Source organism: Alphaproteobacteria bacterium (genome assembly GCA_020638555.1).
Taxonomy (GTDB): Bacteria; Pseudomonadota; Alphaproteobacteria; order Bin95; family Bin95; genus JACKII01.
The window spans coordinates 198,150-218,901 of the sequence record JACKII010000001.1 but is presented as its reverse complement, the minus strand read 5'-3'; the positions used below and the strand labels follow the sequence as shown (position 1 = coordinate 218,901).

Below are 20,752 nucleotides of genomic sequence, written 5' to 3'. Positions count from 1 at the left end.
CCCGTGACTTCGCGCCCCGCTTGCGGGCGGCGCGCGGCACGGGCATGATGCGACCAACGTCTAAGGCCGTGCGAACGGCCATCCACCCGTGCCGTTTTCGGAGCCCTTGCCGCCTCATGACCGACCTTGCCGCCACGCGCGCAGAAAAGCTGCAATCGATCGAGCGTATCCAACAGGGCTATGCCGAACTGGGCTATATCTGCTCGCGCACCATCGCGACGGCCCTGTATGTCGCCTGCCATTTGGAAAAGCCGATCCTGATCGAAGGCCCGGCGGGCGTCGGCAAGACCGAGCTCGCCAACACCACCTCCGCCTATCTGGAGGCGCCGCTGATCCGCCTGCAATGCTATGAGGGCCTGGACGAGGGCAAGGCGTTGTACGAGTGGCGCTATGCCAAGCAGCTCCTCTACACGCAGATCCTGAAGGACAAGATGGAGGAGGTGCTGCAGGGCGCGAAGGGACTGGCCGAGTCCATGGACCAGTTGCACCGGCACTCCGACGTGTTCTTCTCCGAACGCTTCCTGGCGCCGCGACCGCTGTTGCAGGCCCTGCGCGAGGACGATGGCTGTGTGTTGCTGATCGACGAGGTCGACAAGTCCGACCACGAGTTCGAAGCGTTCCTGTTGGAAATCCTCTCCGAATTCCAGATCACCATTCCGGAACTGGGCACGATCAAGGCGAAGAAACGGCCCTATGTGTTCCTGACTTCCAACAACACCCGCGACATGTCGGACGCGCTGAAGCGGCGCTGCCTGCACCTGTTCGTGCCGTTCCCGGACGCCAAGCTGGAACGCGAGATCATCCGGGCGCGCGTGCCGGACATCCCGCCGGCGCTGCGCACGCAACTGGTGCATTTTGTGCAGTCCGTGCGCGAAATGGACCTGAAAAAGCAGCCGAGCGTCTCCGAAACCATCGACTGGGCGCGGGTGCTGCTGCTGCTGCACGCCAACGAGCTCGACGCCGACATGGTGCGCGAGACCCTGAACGTCTTCCTGAAGTTCGAGGAAGACATCCAGGCGGTCGACCAGCACCTTTACGAGTTCATCCGCAGCGCCGAGAAGGCGGTGGCGTGATGGCGATGACGGGCGACCTGGTAGCGTGGCTGAACGACAACCCGCTGCCGTTCGCCCGCCTGCTGGGCATCCGCTTTACCGAAGCCAGCCACGACCGGCTGACGGCGGAAATGCTGGTGCGCGACGAGCTCTGCACCCGGCCGGCCATCTGCCATGGCGGCGCGCTGATGGCCTTTGCCGACACCATGGGCGGGGCCGCCGCCATGGTGAATCTGGACGAAGGCTTCGGCACGACGACACTGGAGAGCAAGACCAACTTTCTGGCCGGCGCCCCGGCCGGTGCGAAACTCATCGGCGAGACCACCGCCCTGCACAAGGGCCGGAGCACCATGGTCTGGCAAACCCGCGTCACCGTCGACGGCGGCCGCCTCGCCGGCGTGGTGACCCAGACGCAAATGGTGCTGGCGCCGCGGAAATAACGACCGATCGAAAGCCCATTCCCCCCGCAATCCCGCGCTTGCCGTGCATTCGCCGCGCCGCTACGGTGCGTCGCACGTGAAAGTCAAACTCCCAGGAGCACAACCCTTGTCCATGCGTTTTGAAGGCACCGACTCCTACGTTGCCACCGAAGACCTGATGCTGGCGGTCAACGCCTCGATCACGCTGGAGCGCCCGCTGCTGATCAAGGGCGAGCCCGGCACCGGCAAGACCATGCTGGCCGAGGAAGTCAGCCGCGCGCTCAACATCCCGATGATCTCCTGGCACATCAAGTCGACCACCAAGGCCCAGCACGGCCTGTACGAGTACGACGCGGTCAGCCGCCTGCGCGATTCCCAGCTGGGCGACGAGCGGGTGAAGGACATCCGCAACTATATCGACAAGGGCAAGCTGTGGGAGGCGTTCAGCCAAGACGGCAAGGTGGTGCTGCTGATCGACGAAATCGACAAGGCCGACATCGAGTTCCCGAACGACCTGTTGCAGGAACTCGACCGGATGGAGTTCTTCGTCTACGAGACCGGCGAGACCATCAAGGCCGAGGTCCGGCCGATCGTCATCATCACGTCGAACAACGAGAAAGAACTGCCGGACGCCTTCCTGCGCCGCTGTTTCTTCCACTACATCCGCTTCCCCGAAAAGGAAACGATGCAGGAAATCGTCGATGTCCACTATCCGGGCATCAAGCAGGAATTGGTGAAGGCCGCCATGGAGGTGTTCTTCAACCTGCGCGAAGTGCCGGGCATCAAGAAAAAGCCCTCCACCAGCGAATTGCTGGACTGGCTGAAGCTGCTGATGGCCGAGGACATCAACCCGGAAGACCTGAAGGGCAAGGACGGCGCCCAGGCGATCCCGCCGCTCTACGGCGCGCTGCTGAAGAACGAGCAGGACGTTCACCTGTTCGAACGGTTGATCTTCCTGAACCGCCGCGAGCGCGGCTAGGGGCGACGGCGCTCCATCCCCGCTCATTCGTCATTGCGAGGAGCCGCAGGCGGCGAAGCAATCCAGGAAACGTCACGGAGCGGTATGGCGTGGGTCTGGATTGCTTCGGTTTCGCCTCGCAATGACGCCATGGTATAGTGCGTCGGCGCGCCAATAGGAGGGCTTAGCCCATGTTCATCGACTTTTTCTTCCAGGTGAAGGCCGCCAAGATCCCGGCGACCATCCGCGAATGGCTGATGTTGGTCGAGGCGATGCAGAAGAACCTCGTCATGTACAACATCGACGACTTCTACTACCTCTCTCGCGCCTGCCTGGTGAAGGACGAGAAGTATTTCGACCGCTACGACCGGGTGTTCGGCCAGTTCTTCAAAGGTATCGAAGACGTCACCCAGGGCCTGTTCGGCGAGGACATTCCCGACGAATGGCTGGCCAAGCAGGCCGAACTGCTGCTCTCGGACGAGGACAAGGCCAAGATCGAGGCCATGGGCGGCTGGGAAAAGGTGATGGAGGAGCTGAAAAAGCGCCTCGAAGAGCAAAAGGGCGAGCACCACGGCGGCAACAAGTGGATCGGCACCGGCGGCACCTCCCCCTTCGGCACCGGCGGCTACAATCCGGAAGGCGTGGCCATCGGCCAGAAAAAGCGCCGCCAGGGCAAGGCGCTGAAGGTCTGGGACAAGCGCGAGTACAAGAATTACGACGACTCGCTGCAACTGGGCATTCGCAACATCCAGATCGCGCTGCGCCGCCTGCGCGAATTCGCCCGCACCGGCGTCGAGGACGAGTTCGACCTGGACGCCACCATCGACAACACGGCCAAAAATGCCGGCCTGCTCGACATCGTCATGCGGCCGGAGCGCACCAATCGGGTGAAACTGCTGATGTTCTTCGACGTCGGCGGCTCGATGGACGACCATATCCGTGTCTGCGAGGAACTGTTCTCCGCCACCCGGACCGAGTTCAAACACCTGGAATATTATTACTTCCACAACTGCATCTACGAGTATCTGTGGAAGGACAACCGCCGCCGCCATGACGTTCGGCATACGACCTGGGACGTGATCAACACCTACCAGACCGACTACAAGGTCATCTTCGTCGGCGACGCCTTCATGAGCCCGTACGAGATCACCTACAAGGGCGGCAGCGTCGAGCACTGGAACGAGGAAGCCGGCGCGGTCTGGCTGCAGCGCATGCTGGACCACTGGCCGAACGCGATCTGGCTGAACCCGCGGCCCGAAACCCGCTGGGATCACACGCCGTCGACGCAGGTCATCAAGGAATTGATGGTCAACCGCATGTATCCGCTGTCGATCGACGGCCTCGACCGCGGCCTACGGGCGCTGCGCGGTTAAAGCCCCCCACCCCCTGCTTTCCCGGACGCCGCAGGCGATCCGGGACCCCCCGCCGTGTGCGCCTCTGGCCAGCAATGGAGCCTGCCTCGGCCAGGGATCCCGGCTCGGGGCCGGGAAAGCTCGAATGTGACGGGAAATATTTCCTGGAGGCGGCGGGGCCACGATCCGGGGCCGGTGTCATCCGACGAACACCACGGTCGCTCTTGTCCCGCCCCTGGCCGGAAACGGCGCCTTTCCGGCCGGAGATCCCGGCTCGGGGCCGGGAAAGCTCGGTGACCGCCTCAATACCCCGGCGCGCGCCAGAGATGCAGGATGCGGTCAACCGCGCTGGTCGGCGTCAGCGTCTCCGCGGCCACGGCGCGCTCGATTCCCGGCAGCGCCTCGCGCACGTCGGGATGGTGGCGGATGCCGGCCATGACCCGGTCTTCCAGCAACGCCCACATCCAGCGCACCAGTTGCGCGTGCCGCTTCGCCGCCAGTTCGCCGCTTTCGCCGAGAATGCGCCGGTGCTCCTCGATCTTTTGCCAAAGGTCCGCCAGCCCTTCGCCGGTCAGGCCGGCGCAGGTGACCACCGGCGGCGACCAGTTGGGCGAGGCAGGAGTCAAAATGTGCAGGGCGGTGCGGTATTCCCGCTGCGCGGCCACGGCGCGATTGCGGTTGTCGCCGTCGGCCTTGTTCACCGCCACCATGTCGGCCAGTTCCAGAATGCCCTTCTTGATGCCCTGCAACTCGTCGCCGGCGCCCGGCAGCATGAGGACCAGGAAGAAATCGACCATGTCGGCGACCGTGGTCTCGGACTGGCCGACGCCGACGGTCTCCACCAGCACCACGTCATAGCCGGCCGCCTCCAGCACGATCATGGTCTCGCGCGTGGCGCGGGCGACGCCGCCCAGCGTGCCGGCAGAGGGGCTCGGGCGGATGAAGGCGTGCGGGTCGCTGGCCAACGCCGCCATCCGGGTCTTGTCGCCCAGGATCGAGCCGCCGGTGCGCGACGAGGTCGGGTCCACCGCCAGCACCGCCACCTTGTGGCCGGCCTTTGTCAGCTGCACGCCCAAGGATTCGATGAAGGTGGACTTGCCGACACCGGGCACGCCGGTAATGCCCACCCGGTGCGCCTGGCCTGCATGCGGCAGCAGCCGGTGCAACAGGTCCTGGGCATCGGCCTGACGGCGAACGCTGCGGCTTTCGACCAGGGTGATCGCCCGGCCCAGCATGGCCCGGTTGCCGGCCAGCACGCCGGCGGTGAGTTCGTCGAGAGAAGGTGGCGACATGGGCAAACGCTTGGCTCGGAGCATCGGGCGGAACGGGCGCGCCAATCTCCCCGAAGCGTCGCGCTGGCGCAACCCCGTCGGCGACGCCTTACGGCCCCGCCCCTCAGCCGAGACGGTTGATGCCGTCGAAAGCCGCGTTCTTGTAGCACTCCGCCAACGTCGGATAGTTGAAAACGTTGTTCACGAAATAGTCGATGGTGCCGCCATGGGCCATTACCGCCTGGCCGATATGCACCAGTTCGCTGGCGCCCTCGCCGATAATGGTCACGCCCAGGATCTCGCGGGTTTCCAGGTGGAAAGCGATTTTCAGGAAACCGGAGGAGTCGCCCAGGATCATACCGCGGCTCACCTCGCGATAGCTGGCCTTGCCCACTTCATAGGGCACGCCCGCATCCGTCAATTCCTCCTCGCTCGCGCCGACCATGGAGATTTCCGGGATGGTGTAGATGCCAAATGGGAAATGGCTCGCCATCTTCTCACCGCCCAGGCCCAGGGCGTGACAGGCCGCGATCCGGCCCTGCTCCATGGAGGTGGAGGCCAATGACGGGAAGCCAATCACGTCGCCGACCGCATAGACGTGATCGACATTGGTACGGAACTGCTCATCCACATTCAGTCGGCCGCGCGCATCCGCCTCGATCCCCGCCGCCTCCAGCCGCAGCCCGCCGACCGCGCCGGACCGGCCAATGGCATAGAGCGCCTTTTGCGTGACGATCTGCTTGCCGCTGGCCAGCGCGATGCGCACATGTTCGCCGCGGCCGTCGTCATAGGATTCGATGCCCTCCACGGTCTCGCCAAGCCTGAGCGTCATGCGGTTCTGGCGCATGTGGTAGACCAGATGGTCGGTGATCTCGCGGTCGACGAAATCCAGAAGCTGCGGCCGCTGGTCGATCAGCGTCACCCGGGTGCCGAGCGCGGCAAAGGTGGTCGCATACTCGCACCCGATCACGCCGGCACCGATCACGGCCAGCGAAGTGGGCACGTCGCGCAAGGTCAGGATGTCGTCGCTGGTGAAGATGCGCTGGCCGTCAAAGCGAATATGCGGCGCGCGGGCCGTGGTGGTGCCCACCGCCAGAATGATCTTGGCCGCCGTCACATCGCGCATGCCGGAGCCGTCGACCGACGAGAGGCGCAGTGTATGCGGGTCCGTGAACGCGGCCTCGGCGGCAAACAGGTCGACGCCATTGCGCTGAAAGTGATGCTGGATCACGTCGATCTCGCGCTTGATCACCCAGTCGGTGCGATAGAGCAAATCGGCCATGGTGATGCGCTGCTTCACCGTGTAGGACGCGCCGTAAACGCCGCGCTCGCGATAGCCGGAGAGGTAGAGCGCGGCCTCGCGGAAGCTTTTCGACGGGATCGTGCCGGTGTTGACGCAAACGCCGCCCACCACCGACACCCGCTCGGCGACCCCGACGCGCTTCCCGGCCTTGGCGGCGGCGATGGCCGCCCGCTGCCCGCCGGGGCCCGAGCCGATCACAAACAGGTCATAATCATAGGCCGTCATCGTGACTCCCTCTCCAGTCGGCGGTCTCACTCAACACAGGCTTGGTTACGTTTGGGTAAGCGACACCAGTGCGTTGTGCCCGATGGGAGCCCTTGGGTGCAACCCGGCCGCAACGGGGTGCGTCGGTTCCTTTGCGGCCTTTTCACGGAAACCTGACTCGTCCGTGTTGCCCCTGGCCATTATGTCAAAAGCATGACCGCAATCCGACCACAACCGGAGGCGTCCCCCTTGGCCGCCGATCGCTCTCCATCTCTTGTCCAGCGCGCCAAACCCTGGCTGGTGCTGGCCGCTCTCGCAGGCGCACTTGCCTTGTTCTTCGCCCTGGGGCTGCAGCACGTTCTCACCTTCGAGCGGCTGGGGGCGGAGCGCGCGCGGCTGAACGGCCTGGTCGCGGCCGATCCGGTGCTGGCGACGCTCGGGCTGACCCTGCTCTACGCGGTGGTCACCCTGCTGTCCTTGCCGGTGGGGACCGTGATGACGCTGGCCATCGGCTTTCTGCTGGGGACGGTCTGGGCCAGCGCCGTCGTGGTCGTCGGAGCGACGCTGGGGGCGACCGGCCTGTTTCTCCTGGCCCGCTCCGCCTTTGGCGAACGCTGGCGACCGCCGGTGCAACGGGTGCTAAACCGGCTTGACTCCGGCTTTCGCGACAATGCCTTCCAATACCTGCTCGTGCTGCGGCTGATGCCGGTCATGCCGTTCTGGCTCCTGAACATCGTGCCGGCCTTTGTCGGCCTGACACTCCGCCAATATGTGCTGGCCACGTTTTTCGGCATCCTGCCCGGCACCGTAGTCTATTGCAGCGTCGGCGCGGGGTTGGACACGGTGTTCGCCCGCGGCGAGGTGCCAGGACTGGACCAGCTGCGCGATCCGGCGCTGATCCTGCCGCTGGTCGGGCTGGCGGTGCTGGCTGCCTTGCCGCTGGTGTACAAGCGGCTGCGCGGCGGCGGGTCCACCCCGCCCCCCACCTTGCCAACCGCCGCCCTTTGACCGGGCAGCGGAGGCGACGGCCATGACCATGATGTTGAAGCCCGACCTTTGCGTGCTGGGCGCCGGCTCCGGCGGCCTGGTGGTGGCTGCGGGCGCGGCGCAGATGGGCGCGCGCGTCGTTTTGCTGGAGCCGCACAAGATGGGCGGCGACTGCCTGAACTATGGCTGCGTGCCGTCCAAGACGCTGCTGGCGGCCGCCGCCCACCATCCCCGCCCGTCCTATGCCGAGGCCATGGCGCGGGTGCAGGCGGCCATCGCCACCATCGCCCCGAACGACTCGCAGGAGCGGTTCGAAGGGTTGGGCGTCACCGTGCTGCGCGAGGCCGGGCGCTTTCGCGACCAGCGCACGCTGGAGACGGAGAGCGGCACCCGCATCCGGGCGCGCCGCTTCGTCGTCGCCACCGGCTCGCAGCCGCGCATTCCCGACCTGCCGGGGCTGGCGGAGGTGCCCTTCCTCACCAACGAAACTCTCTGGGACCTGCGCGCGGCGCCGGCGCATCTCCTCATTCTGGGCGGCGGCCCGATCGGCTGCGAGATGGCGCTGGCCCATGTCCGGCTCGGCAGCCGAGTCACCCTGATCCAGCGCCACACCCTCCTGCCCAGGGATGACCCGGACGGCGTCGCCGTGGTGCGCCGGCGGCTGGCGGCGGAGGGCGTCGATATCCGCGAGCGCGTGGACGCGAGCGCCGCAGAGCGCACCGACGCGGGCGTCCGGCTGACCCTCTCCGATGGCAACACTGTCGAAGGCTCGCACCTGCTGGTGGCCGTGGGCCGGCGCGCGACCGTCGACGGCCTCGGCCTGGAGGCGGCGGGCGTGCCGCTGGAGCGGGGCGCGATCCGCACCGATGCCGGCATGCGCACCGGCAACCGCCGCGTGTTCGCCGTGGGCGATGTTGCCGGCGGCCCGCAATTCACCCACGCCGCCGGCTACCAGGCCGGCGTGGTGCTGAAGCGGGCGTTGTTCTTCCTGCCGGCCAAGGCGGACCCGGGCCTGATCCCCTGGGTGACCTACACCGACCCGGAACTGGCCCAGGTCGGCCTGACCGAAGCGACGGCGCGCAAGCGGTTCGGCGATGCTGCCGTGCGCGTCCTCGCCTGGCCCTTCGCCGAAAACGACAGGGCGATTGCCACCGGCCGGACCGATGGGCTGGTCAAGGTGGTGGCGACCCGCCGGGGGCGGGTGCTGGGCTGCTCCATAGCCGGACCGCAGGCGGGCGAACTGATCCTGCCCTGGTGCCTGGCGATCCAGAACAGGCTCAAAATCGGTGCGATGGCCCAGGTGATCGCGCCCTATCCGACGCTCTCGGAAGCCTGGAAACGGGCCGCCGGCAGTTTCTATTCGGACAGCCTGTTCTCGCCCCGCACCCGCCGCATTGTCGGCTGGCTGCAGCGGCTGCCCTAAGGGCCTTTCCTCCGCCGCGCGTTTGCGGGATGCTGGCGCCAGAAAAACACCCCAGCCAGAGGACGCCCTTGCCATGACCATTCTCGTTGTCGGCGGTGCCGGTTTCATCGGCCGCCGCATGATCCCGCTGCTTGTCGCCCGCGGCGAACAGGTCGTCTGCGCCGACATCAACACCGCCGCGGCAGCCCCGATCTTCGAACCGCTGGGCGAGGCGGTGCGCATGGTCCGCGCCGACGTCACCCAGTTCGACGACATGGTCCGCCTGGTGGCCGACGTGAAACCGAAAACCCTGGTGAATCTCTCCTATTTCATCGGCTCCGACATGCCGCCGCACTTGGCGACAAAGCTGAACGTGGTCGGCATGGACAATTGCTTCGAGGCCGCACGCCTCGGCGGCGTTCAGCACACCGTGTTTGCCAGCTCGCTGGCGGTCAGCGGCCAGCAGAAGAATTTCGGCGAGCGGCTGGTGAATGAGGACGACGCCAAATACGGCACGCTGCAATACGCCTTCAACAAGATTTTCAACGAGTTCCAGGCGCAGGACTATCGCGAGAAATACGGCATGACCATCACCTGCGTCCGCCCGGCCAACGTGACCGGCCCGGACAAGGTGGACGGCTCCATCGACCATGTGCAGTGCATGGTAATGCCGGCCAGGGGCAAGCCGGTCAGCTTCCCCTATGCCGACGCCATGCGCTGCCCGATCCATGTGGATGACATCGCCGAGGTGTTCGCCCGCGTCGCCACCACCGACAAGCCGAAGCACACCACCTACAACAGCGGCGGCCACACGATCAGCATGGGCGACCTGGCCAAGATCGTGCGCGAATTTCTGCCCGACGCGCAGATCACGTTCAAGCACGAGACCGGCGGCAAGGATGCCTCGGGCAACTATCTGATCGACAATTCCCGTGCGGTCGAGGAATTCAGCCTGCAATACCCGGCCTTCCGCGACCGGGTGCGCCAGATCATCAACACCGTGCGCCGGCAGGAAGGCCTGCCAACGGTCTGAGGCCGGCGCGGGAGTGCGGCCCTCGGGGACCGACCCGGTGTTTCCCGGCCGCCGCGGAGCGGTGGGCCGGGATCGGAGTCATTCATCGAACACCGTCATCGCCGGTGTTCGCTCGTCGCAAGTGGCCCCGGATCGGTGCTCCGCACCGTCCGGGGAACAGAAACCAATCGCGGGCGCTTATGCCGCCGACGGCGACAGCGCCATGTGCTGGGCGATATAGGCCGCCTCGCCGATGCGCTTGATCAGGTCGAGTTGCTGCTTCAGCCAGTCCATATGGCCTTCTTCGTCCAGGACGATATTCTCGAACATGGTGCGGGTGCCGACGTCATTGTCGTCGCGCGCCTCGTTCGCGGCCTGGGTATAGAAGGAAATCGCCTCCTTCTCGTCGGCGAGATCGGCCTCGAACAGCTCCTTCAACGAGTCCGCCCGCACGGCCGGCTTTTCTTCCGTCACCTTCGGATCCCCGTCCAGGAACAGAATGCGGTCGATATAGCGGCCGGCATGGCCCAGTTCTTCCTGCATCTCCTCGCGCATTTTTGCGGCCAGCGTCTCCAGGCCCCAATCCTCCAGCACATGGGCGTGCAACAGATACTGGTGCGCGGCGCTCAATTCCATGGACAGCGCCTTTTGCAGGTTTTTCAGGCTGCGCGGCTGGTTGCTCATACTCGTGGTTCTCCGTTTCCGTGGGCGGAATATGGCCTAGACATTAGCGCCCCATCCCGCTGCCGCAATGGGGCCGCGACGAAAGAGGGGGTATATTTGTCCACCCCCCCCCCTCGGCGCAGACGGTCGCCCGACGGCGCTCAGTCCAGGCCGTTGGCGAACCCCTCCATCTGCCAGCCGGTTTCGTCGTATTCGCTCATGCATTGTTCGGCGAGCGCGATGCATTCGTCCATGACGCCGTTGTTCTGCGACTGCGTGAGCGTCTGGCCGCGCACCATTTCCCAGTTGCCGGCATAGTTGATCTCATAGAGCTCGTGCCGGCCGCCGAATTCGGTGCCGACCGCATCCCAGAGCAGCTTCAGCGTCTTGATCCGCTCCCGGTACTCGATGCCGAAACTGCCGCGCACGTATTGCTTCAGATAGGCGTCGACCGTCGGGTTCGCGAAATCCTTGCTGGAGGAGGGCAGGTAGATCAGGCCGCTCGCCAGGATCTTGTTGGCGATGTTCAGCACCTTCGGATAGATCTCCGGCGACATCACCCGGTAGGCCGCACCGGAGCGGGCGTTCGGCAGCACATGGCCGTTCTTCCAGGGCTGCGGCGTCGCCGCCATGCTTTCCGCCAGCCCCCACATCAGGTTGCGATAGGCCACCACTTCGCCCATCTGCACCTTCGCGCCCGGCGACTCGCTGGAGCCGGTGCAGCGCAGCGCCTTCCAGATCAGGCCCGAGAGGAAATCCAGCTTCACCGCCATGCGGATGCAGGCCTGGAAGGTGAAGCCGTTGAAGAAGCCCGAAAACGGGTAGAACTTCATCAGCATGTCCAGGTCGCGGTGCGCCAGCACATTCTCCCACGGGATGAAGGCGTTATCGAAGATCAGGATGGCGTCGTTCTCGTCGAACCGGCTCGACAGCGGATAGTCGTAGGGCGTGCCCATGGTCTTGGCCGCCAGCTCGTAGGAAGGGCGGCAGATCAGCTTGATGCCCGGCGTGTTCATCGGCGCGATGAACATGGTCGCCAGGTCGGTGTCGGTGATCTCCGCCGACAGGTTCTGGCCCAGGAAATTGTAGTTGGTGAGCGCGGAGCCGGTCGCCACCACCTTGGCACCGGAGACATAGATGCCGGCATCGTCTTCCTTGTCGATGGTGACGTAGACGTCCTTCACATGGTCCGCCGCCTTGTGCCGGTCGATCGGCGGGTTGACGATGGCATGGTTCATGAACAGCACGTTGTCCTGCGCCCGCTTGTACCAGGCGCGCGCATTGTCGGCCCAGGGGCCGTAGAAGTCGGCGTTCGGACCCAGGGTCGACAGGAAGCTGGCCTTGTAGTCGGGGCTGCGGCCCATCCAGCCATAGGAGAGCTGCGCCCATTTCTTGATCGCGTCCTTCTGGCCCTCCAGATCCTGGCGCGAGGCGGCGGCGCGGAAGAATTTGTGGGTGTAGCCGCCGGAGCCGGTGTCGGTCTCGCGGGTCAGCACATCCTTGGTGGCCGGGTCGTGCAGGGCATCGTACAGCCGGGCGAGCGAACGGGCGGCGTTGGCGAAGGCGGGGTGGGTGGTGACGTCGTCGACGCGCTCGCCATACAGCCAGACCTCACGCCCGTCGCGCAGGCTTTCGAGGAACTCGGCGCCCGTAAAGGGGCGGTTCTGGCCGGCGATGATGTCTTCCGGGCGGGGGGATGGGGCGGCCATGACGTTCCTCCTTTTTTGGTGGGCCTTGCACAGGCCTGGACCCGAAGCTTATCCGAGCGCTCCCCCCGCCGCCAGAGCGGTTCAGTCCTCCCGCAGCAGCGCCTGTCGCCACACGGCGGCGATGGCCAGCGTGGCGGCCAGGCCGAAGCCGCAATAGAGCAGAACCATATTCACATACCCCAGATGCTCGACCAGCCAACCGCCCGCCGCAAGGCCGAGCGGCAGGCCATAGACCGCCAGCATGCGCACGCCCATGATGCGGCCCCGCATCACCGGCCCGGCCGCATCCAGCAGGGCGATGGACATGGTCAGCATGGAAATGCCTTGCGAGACGCCGATCAGGGCCAGCAGCACATAGGCCTGCCAGGCCTCGGTCGCAAAGCCGAAGCCCACCAGCAACAGATACCAGACCAGGATAAAGCCGACGATCCAGCGGCCGCGCCGCTTCGGGCCGCCGGTGAACGCAATCGCCAGCGAGCCGACCAGCGCGCCGATGCCGAACATGGCCATCATCTGGCCGAGACCGGTTTCGTCCAGGCCGAACACCTCTTTCGCCGCAAACGGCAGCACGCCCATATTGATCGGAAAGGCGCAGAGATTGACCAGGAAGGCGTAAAACATCAGCGCCTTGATGCGCGGCGACTTCCAGGTGAAGACCAGCCCGTCCTTCACCTCGCGCACGATCTTGAACGGCTGGCCGTCGCGCTCGGGCCTGACGCGGCTGGTGCCCAGGGTCAGCAGCAGGCTCAACGCATAGAAGCAGACGACGCCGACATAGGCGGCCCCCAGCCCCAGGGTGGCGAACAGCCCGGCGCCTGCCAACGCACCGGCGATGCGGGCGGAATCCATGGTCATACGGCTGAGCCCCATGGCCGAGCCCAGCAGGTCGGAACTCATCGTGTCGCCGATCATGGAATTGCGCATCACCAGATCGGAAGGGCGGATCAGGCCGGTGCAGAGCGCGACGGCGAACACCACCTCCGGCGTCAGCGTGCCGGTCAGGCCGGTTACCATCAGGATGGAGGCCAGGCAGGCATAGCAGGCGCGCAGGCAGCACAGCACCGCGCGGCGGCCCTGGCGGTCGGCGATACTGCCGATGGCCGGAGCCAGCAGGGTCCCCAGAAACTGGAGCGAGGCGAACAGGGTCAGCATCACGACGGAGCCGGTCGCCGTCAGGATGTACCAGTTCAGGATCAGCGTCTCCATCTCCTGCGCCCATGAGGTCAACAGGTCGGCCGGCCACTGGAACCGGAAACTGCGCACCTGAAAGGGCGCAAGGAGAGAGCGGCGGGCGGGAGCGGTCACAATCGCAATCTTGGAAGCAGGGGACAGTCTTGGGAGAAGGGAAGCGAGGGATTCGCTGGTCAAAGACCGGGCAAAAGCTTAGGACGAAGGCAGTCCCCTGCGCGAGCCCTAAGCGCAGCCCCGCCCCGACTTTTCCGTTTCCGTTGGTTCGAGACCCCGAATGGCAGACCTGATCGCGCTTGTCTGGAAGGCCGGCATCGCGTCCGGAGTGCTGATGCTGGTGGTGCTGGCCGGCCAGCGCGCCGGGCCGGTCCTGGCCAGCATCGCCATGACCTATCCGTTCAATTCCGGCGTCGGCTTCGCCCTGATGATGTGGGAGCGCTCGGACGCGTTCATGGCCGAGGCCGGCGTGGCGGCGTTCGCGCTGGCGGGCGGCGTGTTTGCCTTCATGACCGGCTATGCGCGCGCCGCGCCGCTCGGTGGGTTTTTCAGGCCCTGGTGCGTTGGCATCGCCGCCTGGCTGGCGGTGGCGGCGGTCTCCGTCGCCCTGCCCATGACCTGGCCGCTGGCGGTGGCCCTGGCCGCGGCGGGCGTGCTGGCCGCAGCCCTGCTGATGCGCCGGCCGGCTGCGCCGCCGGTGCCGCCGGGCAAGGGCGCCGGCACCTGGCGCGCCACCATCGCGCGGGCGGTGCTGGGCGGCACGGTGATCGGCGCGGTCGCGGTCTACTCCAAGCTGCTGGGGCCGCTGGTCTCCGGCATGGCGCTGGCCTTCCCGATCATGATGAGCGCCTCGCTCTGGATCCTGCACCGCCGCTTCGGCGAGGCGTTTGCGGTGGAGACCATCTACCGCTCGCGCTGGGCGCTGGCGTCGTATTCGAGCTTCGTGTTCTGCGTCGGCCTGCTGTCGGACCAAATCGGCGGCATCGCCGCGGTGCTGGTGGGGGCGAGCGTGGCCGCCCTGGCCTCGTTCGCGGTCTACAGGATCGGCCGGTCCCGCGCCTGAACCGGGCGCCCCGGATCGATCGCCGGGATCAGGCGCTGGGATCAATCACCCATGGGCCCGAACACCGACCAGCCCGTGGCCCGTGCCAGTTCGCGAAAGGCGAGCGCACCCATCAGGGAATTGCCCTTCACGCTCAAGCCCGGACACCAGGCGGCGATGGCGGCCCGCCCCGGCACCACGCCCAGAATGCCGCCGCCGACACCGCTCTTGCCCGGAATCCCGACCTGGAAGGCGAATTCGCCGGAGGCATCGTAATGGCCACAGGTCAGCATCAGCGCGGCGATGCGGCGGATACGGCGGGCGGACACCAGCGGCAGGCCATGGCGGACCGCGCCCTCCGGATTGGCCAGGAACCGGCCGGCCAGTGCCAGTTGCCGACAGCTCATGGCGATGGAGCACTGGTTGAAATACACTTCCAGCACATCGTCGACGGCGTGGCGGATATTGCCCTCGGCCTTCATGAAATTGGCCAGCGCCCGGTTGCGGTCGCCGGTGGCCCTTTCCGACGCCGCCACCGCGGCATCCACCGCAATGCTGTCGTCACCGGCGGCCTGGCGGACGAAATCCAGAATGCCGGCAATGGCCTCCGGCGGAGCCTGGCCGTCCAGCAGAAGGTCGGCGACGACGATGGCGCCGGCATTGATGAAAGGATTGCGCGGAATGCCGTGCTCGTACTCCAATTGCACGATGGAGTTGAAGGCGTTGCCGGAGGCCTCGCGACCGACCCGGCGCCACACTTTCGTGCCGGATTTCTGCAATGCCATCGCCAGGGTGAACACCTTGGACACGCTCTGGATCGAGAAGGGCAGGTCCGCATCGCCGCCGACAATGGGCAGGGTACAGACCGTCGGGTCGGCGCCGACCGGCACCACCGCCAGGCCGAAGCGGCTCAGATCGGCCTTCGCCAGTTCCGGGATATAGGTCGCGACCTGGCCGCGCTCGGTCTCGTCGGCGATGCGGTCGACAATCTCGTTGACGATGGCTTGCAGGTGCGGCAGCGGCTCCGGGGCGTCTCCGTGCATCGGCGCAGTCTTGCTCACAGTCCCACTCCCCGGCTGGCCTCGCGCGCGCCGGACGGCGCGGCTTTGCCGGCCTGTTTACCACAGCGCCCGCCTCCCGCGCGAGCGCTGGGACGGAAAACCGGTGGGCAAGGCCCCCGCGGGGTCTTAGGCTGGGCCAACAGAGCTTATCTCAGGGAAAGACGTTCAAGATGGAAGCCGATTACGTCATTGTCGGCGCCGGCTCGGCCGGCTGCGTGCTGGCCGATCGCCTGTCGGCCGGCGGTGCCCGGGTGGTTCTGCTGGAGGCAGGACCCGCGGACCGCAACCCGATGATCCACATCCCGGCCGGCGTGCTGAAACTGCTGGCCCACCCGGTCATCAACTGGAACTACCAGACCGAGCCGGAGGAAGCGACCGGCAACCGCTCGCTGCACTGGCCGCGGGGCAAGGTGCTGGGAGGCTCCAGTTCGATCAACGGCATGCTATTCGTGCGCGGCAACAAGGCGGATTTCGACAACTGGGCGCAGATGGGCGCGCGCGGCTGGAGCTATGACGACTGCCTGCCCTATTTCAAGTCCATGGAAAGCTATCCCATGGGCGACTCGCAATATCGCGGCAAGAGCGGGCCGTTGCAGATCGACGACTACCGCACCATCCTGCCACTGACCCACATGTTCGTGGACGCGGCCCAGCAGGCCGGCCACCCCAAGGTCGACGACCTGTCCGGGCGCAAGCCGGCGGAAGGCGTCGGCTACAGCCAGATGAGCCGCATCGGCCGCCGCCGCGGCTCCACCGCCCAGACCTTTTTGGCGGCGGCAAAGAAACGCCCGAACCTGACAGTCGAGACCGAGGCCTATGCCACCAAGCTGACCTTCGGCGGCAAGCGCTGCACCGGCGTCTGGATTCGCCAGCGCGGCCAGGACCGGCACATTTCGGCGGTGCGGGAGGTGATCGTTTCGGGCGGCACCATCAACTCGCCGCACCTGCTGCACGTCTCCGGCGTCGGCCCGGCCGACCATCTGCGCGACATCGGCGTCGACGTGGTGCACGACCTGCCGGGCGTCGGCAAGAATCTCTCGGACCACTACACCGTGCGCGTCTCGCGCCGGGCGGTGAACACCCGCAGTATCAACGAGCTGTCGCGCTTCCCCGGCGTGGTACCGGAAGTGGCCAAATGGGTGGTGCGCGGCAACGGCGCCCTGACCTTCGGCGTGTCGTCGGCGCAGTGCTACACCCACAGCCGCGAGGGGCTGGCCTCCCCCGACATCCAGTTGCTGTTCACGCCGGCCAGCTACGACAACAACGTGTTCGGCGTGCTGGAGCAAAAGCCGGGTGCCACCATCGCCATCTCCATCGCCCGGCCCAGCAGCCGCGGCCAGATCATGGCGATCTCCTCCGACCCGTTCACCCGCCCGGCGATCCGGCCGAACTTCCTCTCCGACCCGGACGACATGCGCATCTCGAAAGAGGGCATCCGCCAGGCCCGCGAGATCTTCGCCCAGCCGGCCTTCGCCAAGAACCTGACCGAAGAAACCTCGCCCGGCCCGGACGTGCAGTCGGACGCCGACCTCGAACGCTTCATCCGCGAGACCGGGCGGACGATCTATCACTGCGTCGGCACCTGCAAGATGGGAGAGGACCCGATGGCCGTGGTCGACTCGCGCCTGCGGGTGCACGGGATGGAAGGGCTGCGCGTGGTCGATGCCAGCATCATGCCGACGGTGACCACCGGCAACACCAACGCGCCCACCATCATGATCGCCGAAAAGGCGAGCGCCATGATTTTGGAGGATGCGGCCTAGGAGCCAGGTGCAAAGCCCTGTTCCCCGGACGGTGCGGAGCGCCGATCCGGGGCCGGTGTCCTCCTTCGAACACCACCGGCAATGGTGATCGCGAGCGCGACCGGTCCCGGCCCACCGCTCCGCGGCGGCCGGGAAACACCAGCCCCAGTATCGACGCGCGTCGGGATCAGTACGAGCGCGGCATGCCGAGCACGTGCTCGCCGATAAAGCCCAGGATCAGGTTCGAGCTGATCGGCGCGGTACGGTAGAGACGCGCCTCGCGGAACTTGCGTTCCACATTGTACTCCTCGGCATAGCCGAAGCCGCCGAAGGTCTGCATGCAGACGTCCGCGCCCTTCCAGGACGCCTCCGCCGCCAGGTATTTGGCCGTGTTCGCCTCGGCGCCACAGGGCTGGCCGGCTTCGAACAGGGCGCAGGCCTTGCGCACCATCAACTCGGCCGCCTGGGTGTGCGCCCAGACCTCGGAAATCGGGAACTGGATGCCCTGGTTCTGGCCGATGGGCCGGCCGAACACCACGCGTTCCTTCGCATAGTCGGTCGCGGTCTTGATGAACCATTTCGCGTCGCCCAGGGCGTCGGACGCCACCAGGATGCGCTCGGCGTTCATGCCGTCCAGGATATAGCGGAAACCCCGGCCTTCCTCGCCGATCAGGCTGTCGGCCGGAATGCGCATATTGTCGAAAAACAGTTCGGTGGTGTTGTGGTTGATCATGGCCCGGATCGGCCGGATGGTCAGGCCCTTGCCCAGCACCTTGCGCATGTCGACCAGGAACACCGACAGGCCGTCGGTCCGCTTCGCCACCCGGTCGCGCGGGGTGGTGCGCGCCAGCAGCAGCATGAGGTCGGAATGCTCGGCCCGGCTGGTCCAGACCTTCTGGCCGTTCACCACGTATTCGTCGCCCTCGCGCACGGCGGTGGTGCGCAGCGACAGCGTGTCCGTGCCGCTGGTCGGCTCGGTCACGCCGAAGGCCTGCAGGCGCAGTTCGCCGGTGGCGATCTTCGGCAGATACTGCCTTTTCTGCTCTTCCGAGCCGTGCCGCAGCACCGTGCCCATGATGTACATCTGCGCATGGCAGGCGCCGGCATTGCAGCCCGCGGCGTTGATCTCCTCCAGGATGGCGGAGCCGGCGGAGATCGGCAGGCCGGAGCCGCCGTATTCCTCCGGGATCAGCACCGCCAGATAGCCGGCCTCGGTCAGGGCCTGGACGAACTCGGTCGGATAGGACCGCTCCCGGTCCTTTTCCTGCCAGTAGGCGCCCGGATATTGCGCACAGAGCTTGCGCACCGCCTCGCGGATTTCCGGAAAGGTCTCGCCGACGGGCATGGTCGGCAGCGCTGCGTGCAGGTCCTGGGAGGAGGCGGAGTCGGGCATAAGGCTCTCCGGAAGAGGGGGCAAGGCCGGCCGGTGCGCCGCGCCGTCCGGGACGGCCCGCGGCCACCGGCCATCAGGCCGCCTTTGATAAAGCGGTGGCCGGCAAGGTCAACGTGACGGTTGTACCACGCCCGGGCAGGCTATCGATAGCAAAGCTTCCCGCCATCTCCTCCACCAGCTGACGCGCAAGCGGCAGGCCGAGGCCGGTGCCGGTGCGCCCGCGCGTCCAGGCCTTTTCGACCCGGCCGAAGGGTTTGAGCGCCGTTTCCAGGTCGCGGCTCGACATGCCAATGCCCGTATCCGCGATCCGCAGCGACACCATTCCGTTCTCCAGCGCTTCCGCCGAAACGGTGACCGAGCCGCCCTGCGGCGTGAACTTCACCGCGTTCGAGATCAGATTGAGCAGCACCTGTTTCAGCTTGCTCTCGTTCACCAACAGGTCGGGCAGGTCGCGGGGCAAATCGCAGTCCAACCGGATATCCTCGCGACCCGCCAGCGGCTCCATCACCTGCACCACCGCCGAGACGGCGTCCTCCAGCGCCACCGGTCCGGTTGCCATGGCCAATTGCCCGTTGTCGATCTGGGACAGGGCCAGAATGCCATCGATCAATCGGACCAGGTGCCGGCCCGCCGCGGCGATGTCGGTCGCATATTCGGCAGTCTTGGCCGGATTGCCCTTGCCCAGCTGGCCGTCGCGCAAAGCCTCGGCGAAACCGACCACCACGTTCAGGGGCGAGCGGATTTCGTGGCTGAGGCTGGCGAGAAAATGGCTTTTCTCCCGGCTGGACGCCTCCGCTTCCTGCAGGCTCTCGGTCAGATTCAACCGCCAGAGATTGAGACTGGCGGACAGGCTGTTAATGGTCCGCGCCAGTTCTCCCAGCTCCGCCGGCACCTGCGGCACCGGGTCGACCTTGGCGGTCATATCGCCATGGCTGAGCCGCTGGGCCACCGCCGCCACCCGTTCCACCGGGCGGACGATCACCCGGGCCATCACCGCCGCCAACACGAGGGCGGCCAGCAGGCCGATGGCGACAAAGGCGATCGAGCCCTTCGCATAGTCCCAGGCGATCGTTTCGATTTCCGAGATCGGGCGTACCGTCAGGACGCCCCAGCCCGACCCTTCGGCACGGGCGTATCCGGCCATCATCGGCTCGGAACCGGACGGCGAGTCGAATTCCATATGGCCCGCGGGGCTGCGCAGCAGCGCCTGGACCGGAGCCACGCTTGCCAGCGATTTGATCTCGGCCTCCCATTCCGCCTTGGGATGCGCGATGACTTGGCCCAGGCGATCGACGATCACCGCCCGCCCCTCCGAACCGAACGACACGGCTTCCTGTGTCGCCTTGATGTGCCGGGTGCTGAGCGCCGCGGCCAGAACCGTGCCGTCCTGATAGCCTTCGACCACGAACAGGGTGGGCTTGCCCAAGCCATCGCGCATCAGCGGCAGAAATGCCGGCGAGCGGGTCGCCTGCGCCACGATGCGATCCACCAGGTCCGGTTGCAACGGGTCGCCGCCATCATGGGCGTAGTCGGTGAATTCCCGGATTTTCTTGTCTTCGCCGATCAGCGCGATGTAGCGAAACCCCAGGCTGCGGGCGAGACGGAACACCGCCCGCTGTTCGTGCCCGGCGTCTTCCAGGCTGGCCATATGCTCGAACACCGCGCGCACGTCATTGGCATAGCGATCCAGCCCGAACGCCACCACTTCGGCCAGATGCCGCTCTTTCACACCCGCGCTGGCCTTCTCCTGAGACAGCGCCTGGTTGGCGACCCAGCCGGTCAGCGCCGCCGCCGGCAGGACCGCGACCAGGGCAAACGTCGCCAGAAACAGATAGCGCAGGCGCAGGTGCAGGCAATGTTGCAGCAACCGTTGCACAAATTGTCTCCATCGGATTCCCTCCGGCCAAACTACGCCGCGAACGCCCCGAATTGCCAGCCGAATGCAGAGCCGGTTCCCCCTGCGCGGACACTGCGCCGGCGCGCCGCCCGATTGACAC

17 protein-coding genes are annotated in these 20,752 nt (G+C 66.3%); 9 read left to right on the top strand and 8 right to left on the bottom strand.

The annotated features are described in order from the left end of the window. Window positions 1-116: 116 nt before the first annotated feature. The 4 genes from H6844_01010 to H6844_00995 all read left to right on the top strand — a co-directional run bounded on the left by H6844_01010 (window position 117) and on the right by H6844_00995 (window position 3,802). Window positions 117-1,073, top strand: a complete 957-nt coding sequence (locus H6844_01010; GenBank protein MCB9927986.1) for a MoxR family ATPase — start codon at window positions 117-119, stop codon at window positions 1,071-1,073. 5 nt (window positions 1,074-1,078) lie between these two features. Then, window positions 1,079-1,492 carry a PaaI family thioesterase gene (locus tag H6844_01005; GenBank protein MCB9927985.1) on the top strand — a complete coding sequence of 138 codons (414 nt, stop codon included), beginning with the start codon at window positions 1,079-1,081 and terminating at the stop codon, window positions 1,490-1,492. A gap of 106 nt (window positions 1,493-1,598) precedes the next feature. Next, complete coding sequence (locus H6844_01000; GenBank protein ID MCB9927984.1) at window positions 1,599-2,450, top strand: MoxR family ATPase; 852 nt, start codon at window positions 1,599-1,601, stop codon at window positions 2,448-2,450. Between the two features lie 170 nt (window positions 2,451-2,620). Then, entirely contained in the window at window positions 2,621-3,802 is a 1,182-nt protein-coding gene (locus H6844_00995; protein MCB9927983.1) for a VWA domain-containing protein, read from the top strand. 281 nt (window positions 3,803-4,083) lie between these two features. On the opposite strand, the gene meaB is transcribed toward H6844_00995, so the two are convergent. Beyond that, complete coding sequence (gene meaB / locus H6844_00990; GenBank protein MCB9927982.1) at window positions 4,084-5,097, bottom strand: methylmalonyl Co-A mutase-associated GTPase MeaB; 1,014 nt, start codon at window positions 5,095-5,097, stop codon at window positions 4,084-4,086. Between the two features lie 79 nt (window positions 5,098-5,176). Beyond that, a complete protein-coding gene (gene sthA, locus H6844_00985) occupies window positions 5,177-6,580 on the bottom strand; it encodes a Si-specific NAD(P)(+) transhydrogenase (GenBank protein MCB9927981.1) in 1,404 nt (467 codons plus the stop codon). Window positions 6,581-6,808: 228 nt separating this feature from the next. On the opposite strand from sthA, the gene H6844_00980 reads away from it, so the two are divergent. From H6844_00980 to H6844_00970, 3 genes are all read left to right on the top strand, one after another. After that, complete coding sequence (locus H6844_00980) at window positions 6,809-7,567, top strand: TVP38/TMEM64 family protein (GenBank protein MCB9927980.1); 759 nt, start codon at window positions 6,809-6,811, stop codon at window positions 7,565-7,567. A 22-nt stretch (window positions 7,568-7,589) separates the two neighbouring features. Then, window positions 7,590-8,969 carry an NAD(P)/FAD-dependent oxidoreductase gene (locus H6844_00975; protein ID MCB9927979.1) on the top strand — a complete coding sequence of 460 codons (1,380 nt, stop codon included), beginning with the start codon at window positions 7,590-7,592 and terminating at the stop codon, window positions 8,967-8,969. 73 nt (window positions 8,970-9,042) lie between these two features. Next, complete coding sequence (locus H6844_00970) at window positions 9,043-9,981, top strand: NAD(P)-dependent oxidoreductase (GenBank protein ID MCB9927978.1); 939 nt, start codon at window positions 9,043-9,045, stop codon at window positions 9,979-9,981. Between the two features lie 177 nt (window positions 9,982-10,158). Here H6844_00970 and H6844_00965 read toward each other — a convergent pair whose 3' ends face one another. From H6844_00965 to H6844_00955, 3 genes are all read right to left on the bottom strand, one after another. Next, complete coding sequence (locus H6844_00965) at window positions 10,159-10,644, bottom strand: bacterioferritin (protein MCB9927977.1); 486 nt, start codon at window positions 10,642-10,644, stop codon at window positions 10,159-10,161. 140 nt (window positions 10,645-10,784) lie between these two features. Beyond that, complete coding sequence (locus H6844_00960; protein ID MCB9927976.1) at window positions 10,785-12,332, bottom strand: Pyoverdin chromophore biosynthetic protein pvcC; 1,548 nt, start codon at window positions 12,330-12,332, stop codon at window positions 10,785-10,787. Between the two features lie 81 nt (window positions 12,333-12,413). Then, window positions 12,414-13,637 (bottom strand): MFS transporter, encoded by a 1,224-nt coding sequence (locus tag H6844_00955; GenBank protein MCB9927975.1) that lies wholly within the window; start codon window positions 13,635-13,637, stop codon window positions 12,414-12,416. Between the two features lie 160 nt (window positions 13,638-13,797). On the opposite strand from H6844_00955, the gene H6844_00950 reads away from it, so the two are divergent. Then, window positions 13,798-14,580: a hypothetical protein gene (locus H6844_00950; GenBank protein MCB9927974.1), complete on the top strand. Its 783-nt coding sequence runs from the start codon at window positions 13,798-13,800 to the stop codon at window positions 14,578-14,580. A 41-nt stretch (window positions 14,581-14,621) separates the two neighbouring features. Here H6844_00950 and H6844_00945 read toward each other — a convergent pair whose 3' ends face one another. Next, the gene (locus H6844_00945; GenBank protein ID MCB9927973.1) at window positions 14,622-15,602 is read right to left on the bottom strand and encodes a glutaminase; all 981 of its coding nucleotides are present in this window, start codon (window positions 15,600-15,602) and stop codon (window positions 14,622-14,624) included. Window positions 15,603-15,790: 188 nt separating this feature from the next. Between H6844_00945 and H6844_00940 the strand changes: the two genes are divergently transcribed. Beyond that, the gene (locus H6844_00940; protein MCB9927972.1) at window positions 15,791-17,383 is read left to right on the top strand and encodes a GMC family oxidoreductase N-terminal domain-containing protein; all 1,593 of its coding nucleotides are present in this window, start codon (window positions 15,791-15,793) and stop codon (window positions 17,381-17,383) included. A gap of 166 nt (window positions 17,384-17,549) precedes the next feature. Here H6844_00940 and H6844_00935 read toward each other — a convergent pair whose 3' ends face one another. Both H6844_00935 and H6844_00930 read right to left on the bottom strand, forming a co-directional pair. Continuing rightward, window positions 17,550-18,707: an acyl-CoA/acyl-ACP dehydrogenase gene (locus H6844_00935; GenBank protein MCB9927971.1), complete on the bottom strand. Its 1,158-nt coding sequence runs from the start codon at window positions 18,705-18,707 to the stop codon at window positions 17,550-17,552. 121 nt (window positions 18,708-18,828) lie between these two features. Continuing rightward, a complete protein-coding gene (locus H6844_00930; protein MCB9927970.1) occupies window positions 18,829-20,631 on the bottom strand; it encodes a HAMP domain-containing protein in 1,803 nt (600 codons plus the stop codon). Window positions 20,632-20,752 lie beyond the last annotated feature (121 nt).